The sequence below is a fragment of the Flavobacterium sp. genome, from assembly GCF_050696275.1.
In the GTDB taxonomy this organism is placed as follows: domain Bacteria; phylum Bacteroidota; class Bacteroidia; order Flavobacteriales; family Flavobacteriaceae; genus Flavobacterium.
The window spans coordinates 20,654-39,081 of sequence record NZ_JBOGUT010000034.1 but is presented as its reverse complement, the minus strand read 5'-3'; the positions used below and the strand labels follow the sequence as shown (position 1 = coordinate 39,081).

General features: G+C 35.2%; 14 protein-coding genes. 2 read left to right on the top strand and 12 right to left on the bottom strand.

The window, feature by feature from the left end; translation table 11 throughout:
• The 7 genes from ACRDEC_RS14845 to ACRDEC_RS14815 form a co-directional block, all read right to left on the bottom strand.
• Positions 1–335: ABC transporter ATPase (locus tag ACRDEC_RS14845; protein WP_431499144.1), on the bottom strand; the 335-nt coding region annotated here is incomplete at its 3' end.
• A 13-nt stretch (positions 336–348) separates the two neighbouring features.
• Positions 349–1,119, bottom strand: a complete 771-nt coding sequence (locus tag ACRDEC_RS14840; protein WP_431499143.1) for a phosphatase PAP2 family protein — start codon at positions 1,117–1,119, stop codon at positions 349–351.
• Positions 1,120–1,132: 13 nt separating this feature from the next.
• Positions 1,133–1,924, bottom strand: coding sequence for a (Fe-S)-binding protein (locus ACRDEC_RS14835; protein ID WP_431499142.1), 792 nt, complete (start codon positions 1,922–1,924; stop codon positions 1,133–1,135).
• A gap of 37 nt (positions 1,925–1,961) precedes the next feature.
• Complete coding sequence (locus tag ACRDEC_RS14830) at positions 1,962–2,405, bottom strand: LNS2 domain-containing protein (protein WP_431499141.1); 444 nt, start codon at positions 2,403–2,405, stop codon at positions 1,962–1,964.
• A 7-nt stretch (positions 2,406–2,412) separates the two neighbouring features.
• Positions 2,413–3,738, bottom strand: coding sequence for a 4Fe-4S dicluster domain-containing protein (locus ACRDEC_RS14825; RefSeq protein WP_431499140.1), 1,326 nt, complete (start codon positions 3,736–3,738; stop codon positions 2,413–2,415).
• Positions 3,739–3,764: 26 nt separating this feature from the next.
• On the bottom strand, positions 3,765–4,712 hold the full coding sequence (locus ACRDEC_RS14820) for an MlaD family protein (protein ID WP_431499139.1): 948 nt from the start codon (positions 4,710–4,712) through the stop codon (positions 3,765–3,767).
• A 46-nt stretch (positions 4,713–4,758) separates the two neighbouring features.
• Positions 4,759–5,928 (bottom strand): N-acetylmuramoyl-L-alanine amidase family protein, encoded by a 1,170-nt coding sequence (locus ACRDEC_RS14815; protein WP_431499138.1) that lies wholly within the window; start codon positions 5,926–5,928, stop codon positions 4,759–4,761.
• Positions 5,929–6,007: 79 nt separating this feature from the next.
• Here ACRDEC_RS14815 and ACRDEC_RS14810 point away from each other — a divergent pair, with 79 nt between their 5' ends.
• Positions 6,008–8,728 carry a putative LPS assembly protein LptD gene (locus ACRDEC_RS14810; RefSeq protein WP_431499137.1) on the top strand — a complete coding sequence of 907 codons (2,721 nt, stop codon included), beginning with the start codon at positions 6,008–6,010 and terminating at the stop codon, positions 8,726–8,728.
• Positions 8,729–8,770: 42 nt separating this feature from the next.
• On the top strand, positions 8,771–9,157 hold the full coding sequence (locus ACRDEC_RS14805) for a RidA family protein (protein WP_431499136.1): 387 nt from the start codon (positions 8,771–8,773) through the stop codon (positions 9,155–9,157).
• 401 nt (positions 9,158–9,558) lie between these two features.
• Here ACRDEC_RS14805 and dnaK read toward each other — a convergent pair whose 3' ends face one another.
• The 5 genes from dnaK to ACRDEC_RS14780 all read right to left on the bottom strand — a co-directional run bounded on the left by dnaK (position 9,559) and on the right by ACRDEC_RS14780 (position 18,372).
• Positions 9,559–11,442, bottom strand: coding sequence for a molecular chaperone DnaK (gene dnaK / locus ACRDEC_RS14800; protein ID WP_431499135.1), 1,884 nt, complete (start codon positions 11,440–11,442; stop codon positions 9,559–9,561).
• Between the two features lie 230 nt (positions 11,443–11,672).
• Positions 11,673–14,411 carry a M16 family metallopeptidase gene (locus ACRDEC_RS14795; protein ID WP_431499134.1) on the bottom strand — a complete coding sequence of 913 codons (2,739 nt, stop codon included), beginning with the start codon at positions 14,409–14,411 and terminating at the stop codon, positions 11,673–11,675.
• Between the two features lie 59 nt (positions 14,412–14,470).
• Complete coding sequence (locus tag ACRDEC_RS14790) at positions 14,471–15,364, bottom strand: EamA family transporter (protein WP_431499133.1); 894 nt, start codon at positions 15,362–15,364, stop codon at positions 14,471–14,473.
• 6 nt (positions 15,365–15,370) lie between these two features.
• Positions 15,371–16,555, bottom strand: a complete 1,185-nt coding sequence (locus ACRDEC_RS14785) for a TPR end-of-group domain-containing protein (protein ID WP_431499132.1) — start codon at positions 16,553–16,555, stop codon at positions 15,371–15,373.
• A 158-nt stretch (positions 16,556–16,713) separates the two neighbouring features.
• Positions 16,714–18,372: an MFS transporter gene (locus ACRDEC_RS14780; RefSeq protein ID WP_431499131.1), complete on the bottom strand. Its 1,659-nt coding sequence runs from the start codon at positions 18,370–18,372 to the stop codon at positions 16,714–16,716.
• Positions 18,373–18,428 lie beyond the last annotated feature (56 nt).

Here is an 18,428-nt window from a genome sequence, read left to right as displayed (position 1 = left end):
TTATGTGCGATAAACTCTCCGTTTTTGAATGTCACATTCATTTTATCAAGTAAATCAACATCGTATTTTTTTTCTAAATCCTGGATAAACTGCACAGAGCTGTCGATAGAACAACCTGTAGCAACCTGCGTTTCCTGATTTACAGCAAAAATGATGAATCGATTGTATTTTAATAGATATGAGGCTTCTAAACTAGTCCCGTGAGCAGACCAATTAGTTACAAATTCTTTTACCGCAGTATCGATTTCAGAGATTTCCTCTTCTGAAAATTTGCGGTTGGATTGGTAGATCCAAATTTTGGATTCTAATGGTAATTCTTCAAAAGGAAGATACATAATTGTCTTGTTATTAGAAAGTAGAAACCAATCCAAACCCTGCTTTTTTTCCATCATAAAATGGTAAAAATGATGTTTTATGGTTGCTACTTTTATTATTATAAAATAATTTACTCACTGTTGGATACAGCCAATAAGCCATTTTTGCGCTTAAAATTCCAATACCAGCTCCTGCCGCCACATCAGTTAGCCAATGCCTGTTATTATACATTCTGAAAAGCCCGGTTCCGGTAGCAATTGCATAACCTGACAGGCTATACCATATTGAAATATCCTTATATTCCTGATTCATTAGTTCCGCTCCCATAAAAGCAGTTGCAGTGTGTCCCGAAGGAAAGGAGTTAAATGATGTTCCGTCCGGTCTTTCCACTACCGATACTTTTTTTAAGGTATTTACGGCCAAACCCATAATCAAATAAGATGTTGCCGAAATTATCGCTTTATCCTTAAAAGTATTCTTGCTTTTAATACCCAATGCATCAATGGCATATATAGAAACCAGAGGAACATACTGTGAAAAGTCATCTACTGTCAATTTCTCGTCAATATGCTCTTTAATTTCTTCTTTCAATTCAGTGTTAAAGAACAGTAGCTGATGACTTTCAAGCCCAACAACACCATAAGTTATCAATGCTGCAGGTATTATAATCTGCTTGTAATTTATTTTCAACTTTACATTCGTTTTTAACGAATCTTGCAAAGCATCTTTTTCTATTTCTTGTGCCAATGACAATAAGCTGATCAAAAGAAAAAACAAAATATGTACTACTTTTTTTTTTATCATTGGAAAAGAAAAATTATAAATCCTGAGCGTTAGCAATCAATTCAGCAATGTCCATAACTTTAACTTCCGCTTCTTTCTCTTTGTTTTTTACACCGTCTGTAAGCATCGTGTTGCAAAACGGACAACCTGCGGCTATAATTTCCGGCTGTGTTTCCAAAGCATCTTCGGTTCTTTCCACATTAATTTCTTTATTCCCAGGCTCAGCATCTTTAAACATTTGTGCTCCGCCAGCTCCACAACATAATCCGTTGGCGCGTGAACGTTTCATTTCTACTAATTCTGCGTCCAATTTCTGAATTAATTCTCTTGGTGCTTCGTATATTTTATTTGCTCTTCCTAAATAACACGGATCATGGAAAGTGATTCTTTTCCCTTTAAATTGTCCGCCTTCAATAGTCAGACGTCCTGACTCCAGCAACGATTTTAAAAACTCCGTATGGTGTATTACTTCGTATTGTCCGCCTAATTGCGGGTATTCATTTTTTAAAGTATTGAAACAATGTGGGCAAGCCGTTACAATTTTTTTAGCTTCGTAAGCATTCAGAACTTCTATGTTCATCATTGCCTGCATTTGAAACAAAAATTCGTTTCCTGCTCTTTTTGCCGGATCTCCAGTACAGCCTTCTTCAGTACCCAGCACAGCAAACTCAACGCTGGCACGATTCAATAGGCGTACAAATGCTTTAGTGATTTTTTTTGCTCTATCATCGAAACTTCCTGAACATCCAACCCAAAATAAAACTTCCGGTTGCTTGCCTTGAGCTAACATTTCGGCCATTGTAGGCACAATTAAACTTTCTGACATATTTTTTATATGTTAATACGTTATTGCTTAATTAAAATTAATCTTGTCCGTCATCAAAGACTTGAATTGTCACTTCCTTGTCAATTAAATCCGTAAATTTCCCTCTATAGCGGGTTGCTTTCACTAAATGATTGTCTATCCAATGGTAATTACCTCCACGTGGTTTTCCCATAATCATTCCATGGTATTTGAAACCATGTTCTTTTAACCATGTTTCGGTATATTCACGATGTGCCTCCGTTCTTGATGTAAAAAAGAATATAATATGTCCTTCATCATACCATTTATTCAAGGTGATCAAAGCATCAGGATAAACCTGAGCAGTGAGCATTCTTTCCGGTTCTTCATTTGGAATATCGTCACAAATGGTCCCATCAATATCTATCAGATAGTTTTTTACTCCTTCCGGCAAAACAGGACTTATTGTCTGTCCGTTTTCTGAGGCGGAAACTAATTTTTTGTCTAACTCTTCGGTAATCATCGTATTATTATTCGTTTTTCCAGTTTAATCTATCTTGCTGACTGTATTGCCAAGGTGCACTATTGTTTTCAATATTTGTCATCATGGCATTAAGTGACATCGGTGCGGCACTCTGTTCCATAACTAAATATCGACGCATGTCCATAATAATCGATAATGGACTGATATTTACAGGACATTCTTCCACGCAGGCATTACAAGAGGTACAAGCCCAAAGTTCTTCCGGAGTGATATAATCGTTAAGTAATGCTTTTCCGTCATCTACAAAAGCCCCTTTATTCAGATCGATATTTCTCCCAACTTCCTCCAAGCGGTCACGAGTATCCATCATGATTTTTCTTGGTGATAATTTTTTTCCTGTCTGATTAGCCGGACATGATGAAGTACAACGACCACATTCGGTACAAGTATATGCATTCAGCAACTGAACCCAGTTTAAATCCTGGACATCAGAAGCGCCAAATTTTCCCGGAACAGCATCTGCATCGGGTGCCGGAGCTGCAAAAGGATCTGCGTTTGGATCCATCATCAGTTTTACTTCATTGGTAACACTTTCCAGATTGTCAAATTGCCCTTGTGGATTTAAATTGGCAAAATAAGTATTTGGAAAAGCCAATAAAATGTGTAAATGCTTTGAAAAATATAAATAATTCAGGAAAATTAAGATTCCGCAAATATGCAGCCACCAAGCGCCTCTTTCAAAAAGCATCACCAGACTCTCGGACATTCCGTTAAAAATAGGTTCGATTAACTGAGAAACAGGAAATGACCCTACTCTATGATATTCTCCAACATTTAAAAGCTGTAAGTGATAATCTGCAGCATTCATCAATAGAAAAAGTGACATCAGAGCAACTTCAAAATACAAAATATAATTTGCATCTGATTTTGGCCAGCCTTTTAAATCAGAATGAATAAATCTTTTCAGTTTGATACCATTTCTTCTGATTAAAAAAACAATGACAGCCACCAAAACCAAAAGTGCTAAAATTTCAAATGAACCAATTAAAACATCATAAAGCCCACCTAAAAAAGAAAAAATTCTATGTGTACCGAATAATCCGTCAATCATGATTTCCAAGACTTCGATATTAATGATGACAAAACCAACATAAACAAAAATATGCAAGATTCCTGAAACAGGGCGTTTTACCATTTTTGATTGGCCTAAAGCAATCATCGCCATATTTTTCCAGCGTTCTGATGGATTATCAAAACGGTTTATTTCTTTTCCTAACTTAATATTCCTGATAATTTTTTTGACATTAATCGTAAAGTATCCTATTCCGATAGAAAGAATAATAAAGAACAATATATTATCTAAATAACTCATATTTGTTGGTTTGTTTTAATATTTGATTATTTTTTATCTGCTGGAGCTACGTATGGTTTTTCTTTTTTTCCAAAAACGGAAACATTAACATAACGGGTTGGATGCAATCTTACATCCTGTAATAATAATTCCAGCTCTTTTGATGCTCTTGACAAATTCGCATACATTGTTTCGTCTTTAAGCAGTTTTCCCATAGAACCTTTACCTGCTTCCAAATCAGTCATGATTTTATTAACATTTGCCAATGTAGTTTCAAGTGATTTTACGGTTTCACCCAGTTTTGCTTTCTCCAAATCACCTGAGATTTTAGCAAAATTTTGAGTGGTTTTATCCAAGTTAGCTACAGCAGAACCCAGTTTGTCTTTATTTTCAACCAGAATTTCATCAATATTACCGGATACTTTTGTAAAATTGGCAAGGGTTTTATTCAATTCACCAATAGCATTCTTCAGATTAGCTTGTGTTCTTGTGTCTAAAACTGAATTTACATTCGTCAAAAGAGCATCTGCATTAACCAAAACTCTATCCAGCCTTTCCTGAAGCGGAGCCAATTTTTCTCCCAAAGCATCAGTCAGACCTAATTTTATACCGGAAACAAGTGTATCTCCATCAACAACCAAATTTCTGTCTTTATAATTTGGAATGATGGCAATCTGTTTTCCGCCAATAGGACCTGGCTCATATATTTGTGCAACACTCGTTTTAGAAATCGGAAAATCATCTTCGTTGATCTGCAGCTGTACAATCAGCTTTCCTGTTTTGCTTAATTCTATCGAATTTACCTTTCCAATAATTTTTCCGCTTACGGTAATTGGTGCCGAAGCAGCCAATCCTTCTACATTATCGTATTCTACAAATAATTTTTTATGATTATTGAATAAATTTTGGCCTTTCAAAAAGCTATAGCCCCAAATGAATAATAAAATAGAACCAATTACTAATATAGCGGTTTTAATTTCTCTAGTGATTTTCAAAATATATTGTTTTAAGCAAAATTAATAAATAAAAACAAGTAAATGCTTATTGTTTTAAGGCTTCATTTAAGGTAATCTTCACTCCTTTTCTGAAGGCAACGATAAATGAAGAGTTATATCCTCTAGCTTTAACTTCCTGCAATTGCTTTTTGGCAATTTCATAGTCATTGCTTTCACCATACATATACTTGTAATATCCTTTCTCACTAACAAAAGAAATGTTATCCAAACCATTGAAGTTTGACGGTTTAAGCTCAATTTTAGCAGCACTTGCTTTAATCTGGATTTTATACACAGCCTTGGTAGAATCAATTCCTTTATTTTCTGCTTTTACTTCACCCGGTTTGGTAGTTTCTTTCGGTTTCTCCTGAGTTGTTGTTTTCTGTGTAGAATCCTTAACTACCGGTTTCTCTGATTTTTTAATCTCAATTGTAGGCATTGACCCTCCAAAATGCTCCACTTTCATTCTAAAAATGGCGTCAGCAATGGCTTTGGCAACATTTTGCTGTCCTTCTTCCGAATTCAAGTAAGCCCCTTCTTCTCTATTGGAAATAAAACCTGTTTCAATAAGTACTCTCGGCATGAATGCTTTATGCAAAACCATAAAAGGTGCCTGATGTATACCACGGTCTTTTCTATTTAGCTTAACATCAAAATTTTCTTGAATCTTACTGGCCAATTCAATACTTTGCTCCAGATTTTCTTCCTGGGCAATTGTAGCACTTATTAAAGATTCAGGAGAATTCGGGTTGTAACCGGCATATTTGGTTTTATAATCAGCTTCAAGTGTAATTACAGAGTTTTCCTTTTTTGCCACATCAAGACTTGAAGCACTTTTAGAAAGTCCCATAACATACGTTTCTGATCCATATGCCTCTTGATTTTTATTAGCATTACAATGTATAGACACAAATAAGCTTGCATCAGCTCTGTTTGCTATGTTAGCTCTTTCCACTAAATCGACAAAAGTATCATTGTTTCTGGTGTATTGAACCTGAATACCGGGATCCTGCTCCAATATTTTACCAACTTTAAGTACAATAGCCAACGTAATATTTTTTTCAACATATCCATGGTACGTTGCACCAAAATCATGCGCACCATGACCGGCATCTAACGTTACTTTGAATTTTGAATTTGTTTGTGCTGAAAGACTTACAGCAAATATTAATGAAATTATTAGAGTAAAATGTTTTAAATTGAATTTGAATTTCATACCTGTATTTTTTTATAGAGACCTAAAAGGTTATAATTTTACTAAATGCTTAATTTTTTTTCTAAAAATAGATGTAAGTTTGTCACTTCAAAAATTAAGCCATATTTTTACAAAAATAGTATTTATAGCGTTGCGTACAAACTTATTTCATATCGTTTTTTTACCTTTTTTATTAACTTTTGGATGTCTTTCCTCATATTCTCAAGAGTTACCTAAAAAAAGCACTCCTTTAGCCGTTAAAAAACAGCAAGATAGCTTAAATTTAGGTCTTAAAAATACTATAAAAGTAAATGACACTGTAAAAAAAGATACTATTCTAAAAAAGAAGCAGCTTCTTGATGCCAATATAAAATACCGATCAAAAGATTACGCTAAAATAAGTCAGAAAAAAAGACAGATTACACTAAATGATGAAGCAGAAGTTTACTATAAAGATATTGAACTTAAGGCCGGAATCATTGTTATTGATTATGAGAAAAATGAAGTGTATGCAGGCAGATTGAAGGATTCCGCAGGCGTTTACACCCAATTTCCTGTCTTTAAACAAGGTAGTAATGTCGTTGAACCTGATTCCATCCGATTTAATTTTAAAACCAGAAAAGCTTTAATCTGGAATTCCCGTACCGATCAAGGAGAAATGAAATTAAAAGGAGAAATCACAAAACGGGAAAATGATTCTGTTTATTTCATCAAAAATGCACGTTTTACCACTTCAAAAAATATTGAGAATCCTGAATATTATTTCTTAGCAAGGAAAATCAAACTGGTTCCAGGGAAAAAAGTCGTTGCCGGTTTAACCAATATGGTTATCGCTGACGTACCAACACCTATTGGAGTACCCTTTGCATTTTTTCCAATGACAGATGAAAGCACATCCGGTATTATCATTCCAACGTTTGGAGATACCAATGCCCGAGGTTATTTTTTACAAAACGGAGGGTATTATTTTGCCTTAAACAAGCATTATGATTTAGCCCTTCTTGGCGACTACTACACCAATGGAAGTTATGCTTTAAGGGCAGAAACCAATTATGCGAAAAAATATAAATTCAGAGGAAGTTTTAATTTAAGGTATGAAAACCTGATAGAAAACGAACGTGGTTTGCCTGACTACAGGAAAACTAATATCTACAATATCCAGTGGACACATTCGCCGGATATTAAAGCAACACCGAATTCAAGGTTTTCAGCTTCGGTCAATTTAGGAAGTCAGAAGTATTTCCAGAATTCCTTAAATCAATTGAATAGCGCTAATTTCTTAAATAACACGCTTCAATCTTCCGTATCGTATGCGAAGACATTTAATACCGTTCCACAGGTAAATATGTCACTGACAGCTTCTCATCAGCAAAATACCAATACCGGAGAAATCAACATGACATTGCCAACACTGCAAGCCAGCGTCGCTCAGGTTTTCCCTTTTGCTCCTAAAGACGGTTCCAAAAAAGGAATCATTAAGAATATTAATTTCCAATATAACTTAAGAGGAGAAAACAGAATTAACACTGTTGATTCCTTGTTTTTTAAACCCCAAATGTTCAAAGATGCCAAAAACGGATTGCAGCATTCCATTCCAATAGGTACAAATTTTAAGGTTTTTAAGCATTTCAGTATTACAGCAGCCACAAATTACCAGGAAACATGGTATTTAAAAACAATCGAAAAGAAATTCAATGCCACAACAAATAAAGTTGATGATATTGAAAAAAATGGTTTCGCCACTTTTAGAACATACGATTTTTCTTCTGGAATAGGAACAACGGTTTATGGTACTTTTAATTTTGGAAAAGACAGTAAAATTAAGTCAATACGACATGTTGTTACTCCTAGAGTCGGATATACTTATACACCTAGCTTTAAGAGGTATTATGACGATTATGTTGCCGATGCCAATGGAACAATTAGAAGTTATACCCGCTTTGAAAGCGGAATTTTTGGAGCTCCAGGTTTGAATTTTTCAAATATAATGTCATTTACATTGGGTAATACGCTTGAAGCCAAAGTAAAAGACAGAGATTCTACTAAAACGGAACTTAAGAAAATAAAATTATTAAACAGTTTGAATTTCAGTACAAGATATAATTTATCTGCCGAAAAAGATCAGCTGGCATGGGCTCCATTAGAAATTAGTGGCGGAACAAATCTATTCAAAGACAAAATGAACGTTAACTTCAGTACGACATTAGACCCCTATGCTATTGACAGTAACGGAAAAACCATTAACATGTTTAATATTGATAATGGAGGCAGTCTTTTTAGAATAACCAGAGCCGGTCTAACGGTTAACTACTCATTATCCAGTAAAAAGGACAACGAAAAAAAGCAGGATTCATTCAATAATCAAGGGTTAAGAAATGGCGGACGTGAGGATAATCTGTTCGGTACCACAACTGATTTTAGCGACCGCAGGGAAAGTCAATTTGATAAGGAAGACGAAGACGATGCCTTTTCAGGTTTTTTTAATGCTCAGATTCCTTGGGATTTGCGACTTGCCTATTCGCTGGCCTATTCCAACGATAACAGACAGAATAAAATCACTCAAAACTCATTAATGTTTTCGGGAGACATTGATATTACTCCTAAATGGAAAGCAGGAATTTCTTCCGGTTACGATTTTGTGCAAAACGGAGTTACCTATACGCAACTGCGTTTTGAGCGCGATTTATTGAGCTGGCGCATGGATTTTAACTGGAACCCTTACGGAGACAGAGCTTCATGGTATTTCTTCATAGGTATCAGTTCATCGGTATTAAGCGATATTAAATGGGATAAACGAAATGTACCAGACAGAAGACTTTAGGCATTTAAAAACATAAACTCCACTTCATAAAATAATAACATCATGAGTAAAAAAATAATTTTTACCGACAAAGCTCCTGCTCCTATCGGGCCCTACAGTCAAGCCGTTTTAATTAATGACACCACTTTATATACTTCAGGACAAATTGCTTCAAATCCGATAACCGGAGAATTGATTTTAGATTCTATCGAAGTAGAAACAGAACAGGTAATGCAAAATCTTAAAGCTTTATTAGATGCTGCTGACATGACTTTTGACAATGTGGTAAAGGCAACTATCTTCATTATGAATATGGGTGATTTTGCCCGAATAAATGCAGTTTACGGAAAGTATTTCAATGAAGAAATAGCTCCGGCAAGAGAAACTGTTCAGGTGGCTACTTTGCCTAAAAATGTCAATATCGAAATTTCGGTAATTGCCGTAAGATAATTTCAGCCAATAACGTCATGACTGGCGTTCCCAACTCCATTGACCACGTTACCTAACGTAGTATTTGACGTTCCTGACGTGGTTGACCACGTTATAGGACGTGGTAACTGACGTCTTAAACCCCATTTTATACGTTACCTAACGTGGTATTTGACGTTCCTGACATGGTTGACCACATTATAGGACGTGGTAACTGACGTCCTAAACCCCATTTTATACGTTACCTAACGTGGTATTTGACGTTCCTGACGTGGTTGACCACGTTATAGGACGTGGTAAACGAGCTTTCGGATGTGGTCAGACACGTTATCATAAAGGCCTTTGCTTTTTTTTTTAAAATTTAAGACATAAAAAAACCACGCTGTTTAGCGTGGTTTTTAATTTATATGATGATGTGAAGATTATTTAACTTCTTCAAACTCTACATCCTGAGTATTGTCAGTTGCATCACCTTGTTGTGGTTGTGCAGCTTGCTGACCTTGTTCACCTTGAGTATACATAGCTTCAGTAGCAGTTTTCCAAGCAGCGTTGATGTTATCAAGTGCTGTTTGAATTGCTCCTAAATCTTGTGTTTGGTGTGCCATTCTTAATTCAGTTAAAGCATATTCGATAGCTGTTTTGTGATCGTCAGATAATTTATCACCTAACTCTTTCAATTGGCTTTCAGTTTGGAAGATCATTCCGTCTGCTTCGTTCAATTTTTCAACTCTTTCTCTGGCGATTCTGTCAGAGTCAGCATTTGCTTCAGCATCTTTTTTCATTCTTTCGATTTCTTCAGCTGTTAATCCAGAAGAAGCTTCGATACGGATGTCATGAGATTTTCCAGTTCCTTTGTCAGTTGCAGAAACTTTGATGATACCATTAGCATCAATATCAAAAGTTACTTCAATTTGCGGAACACCTCTTGGTGCTGGTGGAATACCATCTAAGTGAAAACGACCGATAGTTTTGTTATCAACAGCCATTGCTCTATCACCTTGCAATACGTGGATTTCAACTGTTGGCTGAGAATCTGCAGCAGTAGAGAATACTTGAGATTTTTTAGTTGGAATAGTTGTGTTAGACTCAATTAATTTTGTCAAAACACCACCCATAGTTTCGATACCTAAAGATAAAGGTGTAACGTCAAGTAACAATACATCTTTAACATCTCCAGATAAAACTCCACCTTGAATAGCAGCTCCAATAGCAACTACTTCATCAGGGTTAACACCTTTAGATGCTTTTTTACCGAAGAATTTCTCCACTTCGTCAGCGATTCTTGGCATACGAGTAGAACCTCCTACAAGGATAACTTCGTCGATATCAGAAGTAGATAAACCTGCATCTTTTAATGCTTTAGCAACTGGTTCCATAGAACGTTTTACTAAAGTATCAGATAATTGCTCAAATTTAGCTCTTGATAATTTTTTAACTAAGTGTTTTGGTCCTGAAGCAGTAGCAGTTACATAAGGCAAGTTGATTTCAGTTTCAGCTGAAGATGACAACTCGATTTTTGCTTTTTCAGCTGCTTCTTTAATTCTTTGTAATGACATTGGGTCTAAACGCAAGTCAATTCCTTCTTCTGCTTTGAATTCATCTGCCAACCAGTCAATGATAGTTTGGTCAAAATCATCTCCACCTAAGTGAGTATCTCCATTTGTAGATAATACTTCGAATACACCATCTCCTAATTCAAGGATAGAAATATCAAAAGTACCTCCACCTAAATCGTAAACAGCAATTTTTTGATCTACTCCTTTTTTATCTAATCCGTAAGCTAATGCAGCAGCAGTAGGCTCATTGATGATACGCATTACTTTAAGACCTGCAATTTCACCAGCTTCTTTTGTAGCCTGACGTTGCGCATCATTAAAGTAAGCAGGAACAGTAATAACCGCTTCAGTTACTGTTTGACCTAAATAGTCTTCAGCAGTTTTTTTCATTTTTTGAAGTGTCATAGCTGACAACTCCTGAGCAGTATACAAACGCCCGTCAATATCAACACGTGGCGTGTTGTTGTCTCCTTTTACCACAGAATATGGTACTCTTTTTGCTTCACCAGTAGTTTCAGAAAAAGTGTGTCCCATAAAACGTTTGATAGAAGCAATCGTTTTTGTTGGATTAGTAACTGCTTGTCTTTTAGCAGGATCACCCACTTTAATTTCGCCACCTTCCACAAATGCAATGATAGATGGTGTCGTTCTTTTTCCTTCAGAATTAGGAATTACTACTGCTTCATTTCCTTCCATTACAGAAACGCAAGAGTTCGTCGTACCTAAATCAATTCCGATTATTTTACCCATTTTTTTATTATATTTAGTTTTAGTATAATCATTTTAATAACTCAGACTCGATAAGTCAATCATTGTGCCAATATTCCTGACGGGTGTAAATTGTCAGTTTTTAATTGAAATAAAAATAATTCCATGACAAGCTGTCATTTTAATATCCAGTTTAAGACTTTCTAACAGAGTATAAAAAAAGATGTGCTGAAAAAATCAACACATCTTTTAAAATTTAAATTTCTTTACTGCTATTTTTTCGTAAAATCTCCAGCATAAATAAAGGTTGTTTTATCTAATACTAAGTATTTTTTAATGACATTATTTATTTGATCTGCCGTCAATTGATCCACTTTTGCTTCCAAAGAATCAAATTCTTCTAACGGGGTTCCAAAATTAAGCTTTGTATTAATTAAATTTAAGAGATAATTATCGACACCTAAGCTGGTTTTTCTTTCGTTCTTCCAACTCACAATAGCCGTTTTTAACTCGTCAGCTGTAAAACCGTTTGCAGTTACTACCTTTTTAATTTCATCAGCCAGGGCCTCTTCTACTTTTGAAACTTTCGTTGGATTAAAAAAGGCATAGAAACCTAAAGACGCCACATCGTTATCCGTTGGAATACTGATGTACGATCCTGCACCATACGAAATCCCTTCCTTTTCTCTTAAGCGAATTGGAATTCTGGAGGTTAAAAAACCACCGCTTCCAATCATTTCATTAGCCATGACCATCGCTGGATAATCAGCATTCTTAGTATCCATTTTAAAATTAATTTTCCCTGCAACTGCTGCATTTTCCTTATCCGGTGTATTAATTTTATCGTTAGCTTTTGATGTTTCAAAATAAGTAGGCACTACTTTTTCGTACGCTATTTTTGAATTCCAGCTTCCAAAAGTTTTAGCAACAAGATTGGTCACTTCTGAATCATTCAAATTTCCAATAACAGTTCCAAATCCATTATTCGAACCTAAAATTGTTTTATAAAAATCAACCAATTGTTCTTTTTTAATTCCGTTTAAAGAAGCAATTCTTTCCTCCGGAGTAGCATTGTAAAAAATATGGTCTTTTGCATATTTATTAGACCTTCTTTCAATTTCCTCAAAAACAACACTTTGAGGATCGTTTCTATTGGCATCAATATTGGTTTTTTCCCCTGTGATTAACTTTACCATTTCTGATTCCGGGAAAACCGAATTGGTCAATAAATCCTGAAGCAAATCAAAAGTAGGGTTCACAAACTCTTCATAAGTAGTAACACGAACCACTAAAGTCTGTCCATAAAAAAAGAAAGAAATGTCCGATTTCATTTTATCTAAAGCATCCTGAATCTGCTCTTTAGACTTAGTTGTAGTTCCGGCTTTAAGCATTCCTCCAACAATATAACCGATATCCGATTTATTCTTTAAATCAACAGTGTTTCCTACCTGAAATCGGAAGTTGGCCATTACTTTTTTACCTTTGATAGGTTTTTTTAATACTGCGTATTTGAAACCGTTTGATAATTTATATTCGATTAAATTGTTCTTAATGTTTGCAATAGAACTTTCAAAAGTTTGGGTATCTTCTACGGTTTCTTTTCCTTTGTAAGACTGTGTTAAAGCGGCAATAGCATTATCTGAAACTTCAACCGATTTCACTCTTTCTTCCTCTTTTGTAGGGATAAAAACACCGTAAGTACGGTTATTGGCCAGGAAATATTTTTTTGCAACGGCATTAATATCTTCTAAAGTAAGTTTCTCAACCGCGTCTCTGTATAAAAACCCTAAACGATAATCGCCGGCACCAATAATTTCAGTAAGTGAAATTGTAAAACTGATGGTATTATTCTTAGTGTCGTCAATATATTTCAAAAGTTTTGATTTGGCTCTGTCAACATCGGTTTGTGTAAATGTTTTATTTTTAACATTATCTAACTCAGATAAAAATATTTTTTTCGCCTCATCAAGGTTTTTATCTTTCGGAACATTAACATTAAACAACAAATAACTGGCGTCTCTTACATTAGGCTGATACGCGTACAAACTTGAAGCTTTTTGCGTCTCAACCAAAGCTTTATAAAGGTATCCGGATGGATCAGCAGTCAAAATTTCATTAAGTGCATCAATTGCTGCAAAATCTTTATGAGAATAAGGTACTGTGTGATAAATGGCACCTATAATCTGAACATCGCCACTTCGTTTTAATTCAACGAAACGCTCTCCGTCTTGTGCTGGTTCAACAGTATATGTTTTCTCTAACACACGTGTTGGTTTTTTAATAGTTGCAAAATAAGTCCCTATGTATTCCAATGCTTTTTCGGTGTCAAACTTACCTCCGATTATTAATGTTGCATTATCCGGCTGGTAGTATTTTTCATAAAAAACACGTAGCGTTTTAGCTTTAACTCTTTCGATATCTTCTTTAGAACCGATAGTACTATTTCCGTAATTATGCCATAAAAATGCTGTCGAAACTAATCGCTCAGACAAAACAGCCTGTGGATTGTTTTCACCAATTTCAAACTCATTTCTAACCACTGAAAATTCCTTATCTAAATCTTCTTGTAAAATAGTTGCATTGATCATTCTATCAGCTTCCATCTCTAAACTCCACTTTAGGTTTTCATCTGAAGAAGGGAAAATTTCATAGTAATTGGTTCTATCCAGCCAAGTGGTCCCGTTAGCGTTTCCGCCTTTTGAAGACAACATTTTTTTAATATCCCCTAATTTTTTTGTGCTTTTAAACAACATATGCTCCAGCAAATGTGCCATTCCTTTTTCTCCATAACCTTCGTGGCGCGAACCAACGTTATAGATTATGTTTACCACCATATTACTTTGGCTGGCATCCGGTATTAAAAGTACTTTCATACCATTTTTTAGACCATATTCCTTTACCCCTTCAATAGAAGTACTAAAAATTGGTTTTTCAATAATTGCAGATGGTTTTTTTTGAGCTACTACTTGTGCTCCGATTAGAAGAGACAGTACTAAAAGTTGTTTTTTCATTTGTGAATTTTTCTTGAATAGGAAGTAAATTTAGTTTTTATTAATTAAAACGAAAATTCTTACTTAATTTTTTTGCTCTTAAATAAAAAACGTTCGTTAAAAATAATGACAGAGATTAAAATCAAAGTGTACGAAATAAGTTGAATCTGGTTGATTTCTTCCTTAAAATAAAAGATAGCCAGAAGGAAGTTAATGAATGGATTGGTGTACATCAAAATACCAACAGCTGAAGAATTCATCCCTTTTAAAGCGTATAAATTCAAGAACAGTGGAATAATGGTAAAAAGCACTACAATCACTATCATTAAAACATAAAACAAAGGTTCAGAGGGCACTTTTCCACTATAAAAAGGAAAAAAAGGCAAAATAACCAGCGATGCAATGACCAACTGAACAGTAAGCACTATGAAACGATCAAACTGATTATTTTTTCTTTGGCTCACCAAATACAAGGCAAAAGTAACTGCTATTATTAAACTGTAAATCAAACCTGTCAAATCCCCATAGGAAAGAATGCCACAGCTGATTAAGCATAAAGCAACTGAAAGCCATTGCCATTTACTTAACTTCTCTTTCAATATAAAAAAAGCGAGTATTGTCGTTAAGATGGGACAAATCAGATAGGCAAACGAAGCCGATTTCAAACTCACATGGTTAACGGCATACATGAATAAAAACCAATTGAAAATCAATAAAAACCCGCCCAGAATAGTAAGAAAAAAAGTTCTGTATTTTACTGTCTTTTCCAAATTAGTAAAGACCCGAAAATCTTCTTTAAGTTTGTCTTTTCGAAAGAATATATTAATAACCAACAACAGGATTGTTGCGTAGAAAACACGGTAAAAAAGAATATCTAATGAAGGATAATGGTGCAACGGCTTTAGTGCCAAGCTAAAAAAACCCCAAATAAAAAAAGAAGAAAAGGCAGATAAGTAATATTTATTGATTTGCATAAAAAGTTAGTCCGTTAAGCTATTCGTATATAATGTTGGATTTTCAAATTGGGTTTCGTCCAGATCAAAATTCCTGTTATACGCTTTCCAAGGTGAATTGGAAAAGAAATACAACTTCCCTCCTGAAATGGTCCCTAATGCCGGTTCATCGAACTCCAGACGATTGTTATCTAAAACGTTAAAATTTGTAATTTCATTATTCTGATTTAAAACATATTGCATGATTCTGATGGGTTTTACTCCGTTGTGAATCGCAATTAATGTTTTTTTGTGCCAAAGCAATCCGTCAATACCTTTGACAGTCACATTGGAAGGGAAATTGAGCCAATTTCTGTAGGTTAGGTCTTGCATAGGAATGCGTAAAATACCTTTCAGGTAATCGGCAATAAATAATTGAGATTCCGTTTCATCAAAAGTGAGTCCTTGTAAATTAAATGCTTCTTTATTCAAATCCAGCCAAACTGACATGCTATCATCTGTGATTTTAAAAATGACCGCTTCTCCACTGTCAGAAATATATACATCGCCATTTTTTGCCACAACCAAATCCCCAAGAACATGATTTCCCTGCAATGGAAAACGCTTTAAAATTTTTTTTGTTTTGATGTCAATTTTTAAAATTTCAGATTTACCTTCAAAATTCTTATTGTATCCTTTCATTTCCGGCATAGCCGAAGTAGTAATCCATAAAATCTTTTCTTTTTTATCTGCTTTAATAGCAAAAACAGAAAGCAGATCTTCACCGGAAAGCCAATCTGTACATTGTCCTGAATGAATATCAAATGAAACAATTTTCCTGTTCCGGATGCTCGTCGCCAGCCAGGTTTTGGAACTATTTAAATAAAGTAATCCTTCAGTATGCAGTGTTTTTTCCGATAATGAAATTATTTTTTCCGAACTGGTAACCGGTATTTCCCATTTTGATTTTAATGCAAATAGTTTTTTGTATCCTTCTGAATTTTTCAATGATTCCAGATCCTTTTCAGATTCAAAATCAATTTTAGTATTCATTAAAACACACTTTCTTAAAACAGAAAGAGCTTCATCGGTCTTACCATTTAACGCAAAAGCGCAGGCTAAATTATAAGTATAAGTGGGATGTGAAGGTCTTAAACTGTCCAGTTTTCGATTCAGATTTAAAAATTGTCCGAAATCTTTATTCTGATAAGCCTGAACACTCAAATTATACATTTCCTTCTGTGTCTGGCCGAAAGAAAAACCAAACATTAGGCAACATAGCAGAATTTTAATGGATTGGAATTTCATAGAATGGTATAAAAAAATTCGGAGTAAAAGTACTAAATTACCTTTCTCCGAATTCTTTTATTATTATTTATTTAAGATTTTTCTTAATGACTTCCTTCGGCTTCAATGGTATCTACATCAATGTTCTGTTTTTTCAGTATCCCTTTCACTAATATGGCAAATAAAGTCAGGTATCCAAAACAAACTACAGCAACAATATACGATTGGTGAATTCCGATAATATCCGATAATTTACCTTGTATCGGAGGGATGATTCCACCCCCTAAAATCATCATAATCAAAAAGGCAGAACCTTGCGAGGTATATTTTCCCAATCCGATAATCGACAAACTGAAAATAGCCGGCCACATAATACTACAAGCCAATCCTCCAGCAAGGAAAGCATATATACCAACCGTTCCGGTAGAACAAAGACCAATCAGCATGGCAATAATTCCAAAACTTCCGAAAATCATCAATGTTCGTGCGGGTTTATCTTTACTTAAAAAGAAAGCACCAATTTGAACAAGCACACAAACCACATAGTAATACAACGGTTTCATGTCTTTTCCCGAGATAATATTCACTGTCAGAATTACTCCAAAAGCGATTAAAGGGATGATGATTAAAGCAATCGTTTTTTTAATTCCATGCAAATTAAAAGCACTTATCGCCCCAGCCCAGCGTCCTATCATCAAACTGCCCCAATACATGGAAATATACGGCGCTATATCTGATGAAGCCATGCTTCCGAATTCTTTCAATTTTAATAATTCTCCCAAATTACTGCCTATGGCAACTTCAACCCCAACATAAGTGAAAATGGCCAGCATTCCCAAAACCAATTGCGGGTATTGCATTGCTCCCCAGCCTTCTGATTTTTTCTGTGCCGAAATGTAAGAGAAAAAGATTCCGCCTAAAACAACGAATAAGGCCAAAACCAAAAATCGTATCCTATACGATTCCAAATCAGCCAAAGCCTGTTCGCTTAAACCCGCAACATCCGTTTGATACGATTTAAAGATAGGAACAAAACATGCTGCTAAAAGCACTGTCATGGCAACAAGTGTCATCAAGGCTTTATTGGCTTTTTCCATAGGCTCAATAGCAATCCCTGCCGGCACTTTTTTGGAAAAATAAAACAATGCAGCCGAAGCAACAAACAACAATCCTACTCCGGTATAAAGAATTACAACTTTGCTCAATTCCAAGCTTTTTATCTGTTCGTCAGATACAGATGCAGCAGTACCAAATAAGGCTAGCGCCACAATAATAGGCCCAATCGTTGTACCGAAAGAATTAATTCCTCCACCAAGATTCACGCGGCTTGCACCCGTTTTCGGATTCCCAAGCAAAATAGCAAAAGGATTTGCCGCAGTTTGCTGCAAAGAAAAACCCAGCGCCACAATAAACAGGCCTACCAGCATTCCTGCATAAAGATTAGCCTCCACTGCAATAATCATCGCTCCGGCTCCAAGAGCTGAAAACAACAGACCATAAACGATACTTTTCTTGTATCCCCATTTCCCTACAATATCCTTTCCGCTCAAATCACTAAGTGCGAAAAGTAAAAGTGCGCCTACGTAGTAAGCCGTATAAAATGCAAAATCTACCAGCTGCGATTGGAATTGATCCAGCGAGAAATAACTTTTACAAAATGGGATAAAAATACTGTTCCCTGCTGCAATAAATCCCCAAAAGAAAAACACCGTAATTAAGGTGTAAAGAGCAGGGTAATTGGTTTTGTTGGTTTCAGAAATCATAAAGAATAATGTTTGGTTTGGATTAGTTGCCCAAACTTACATATTTTTTTCTAAAA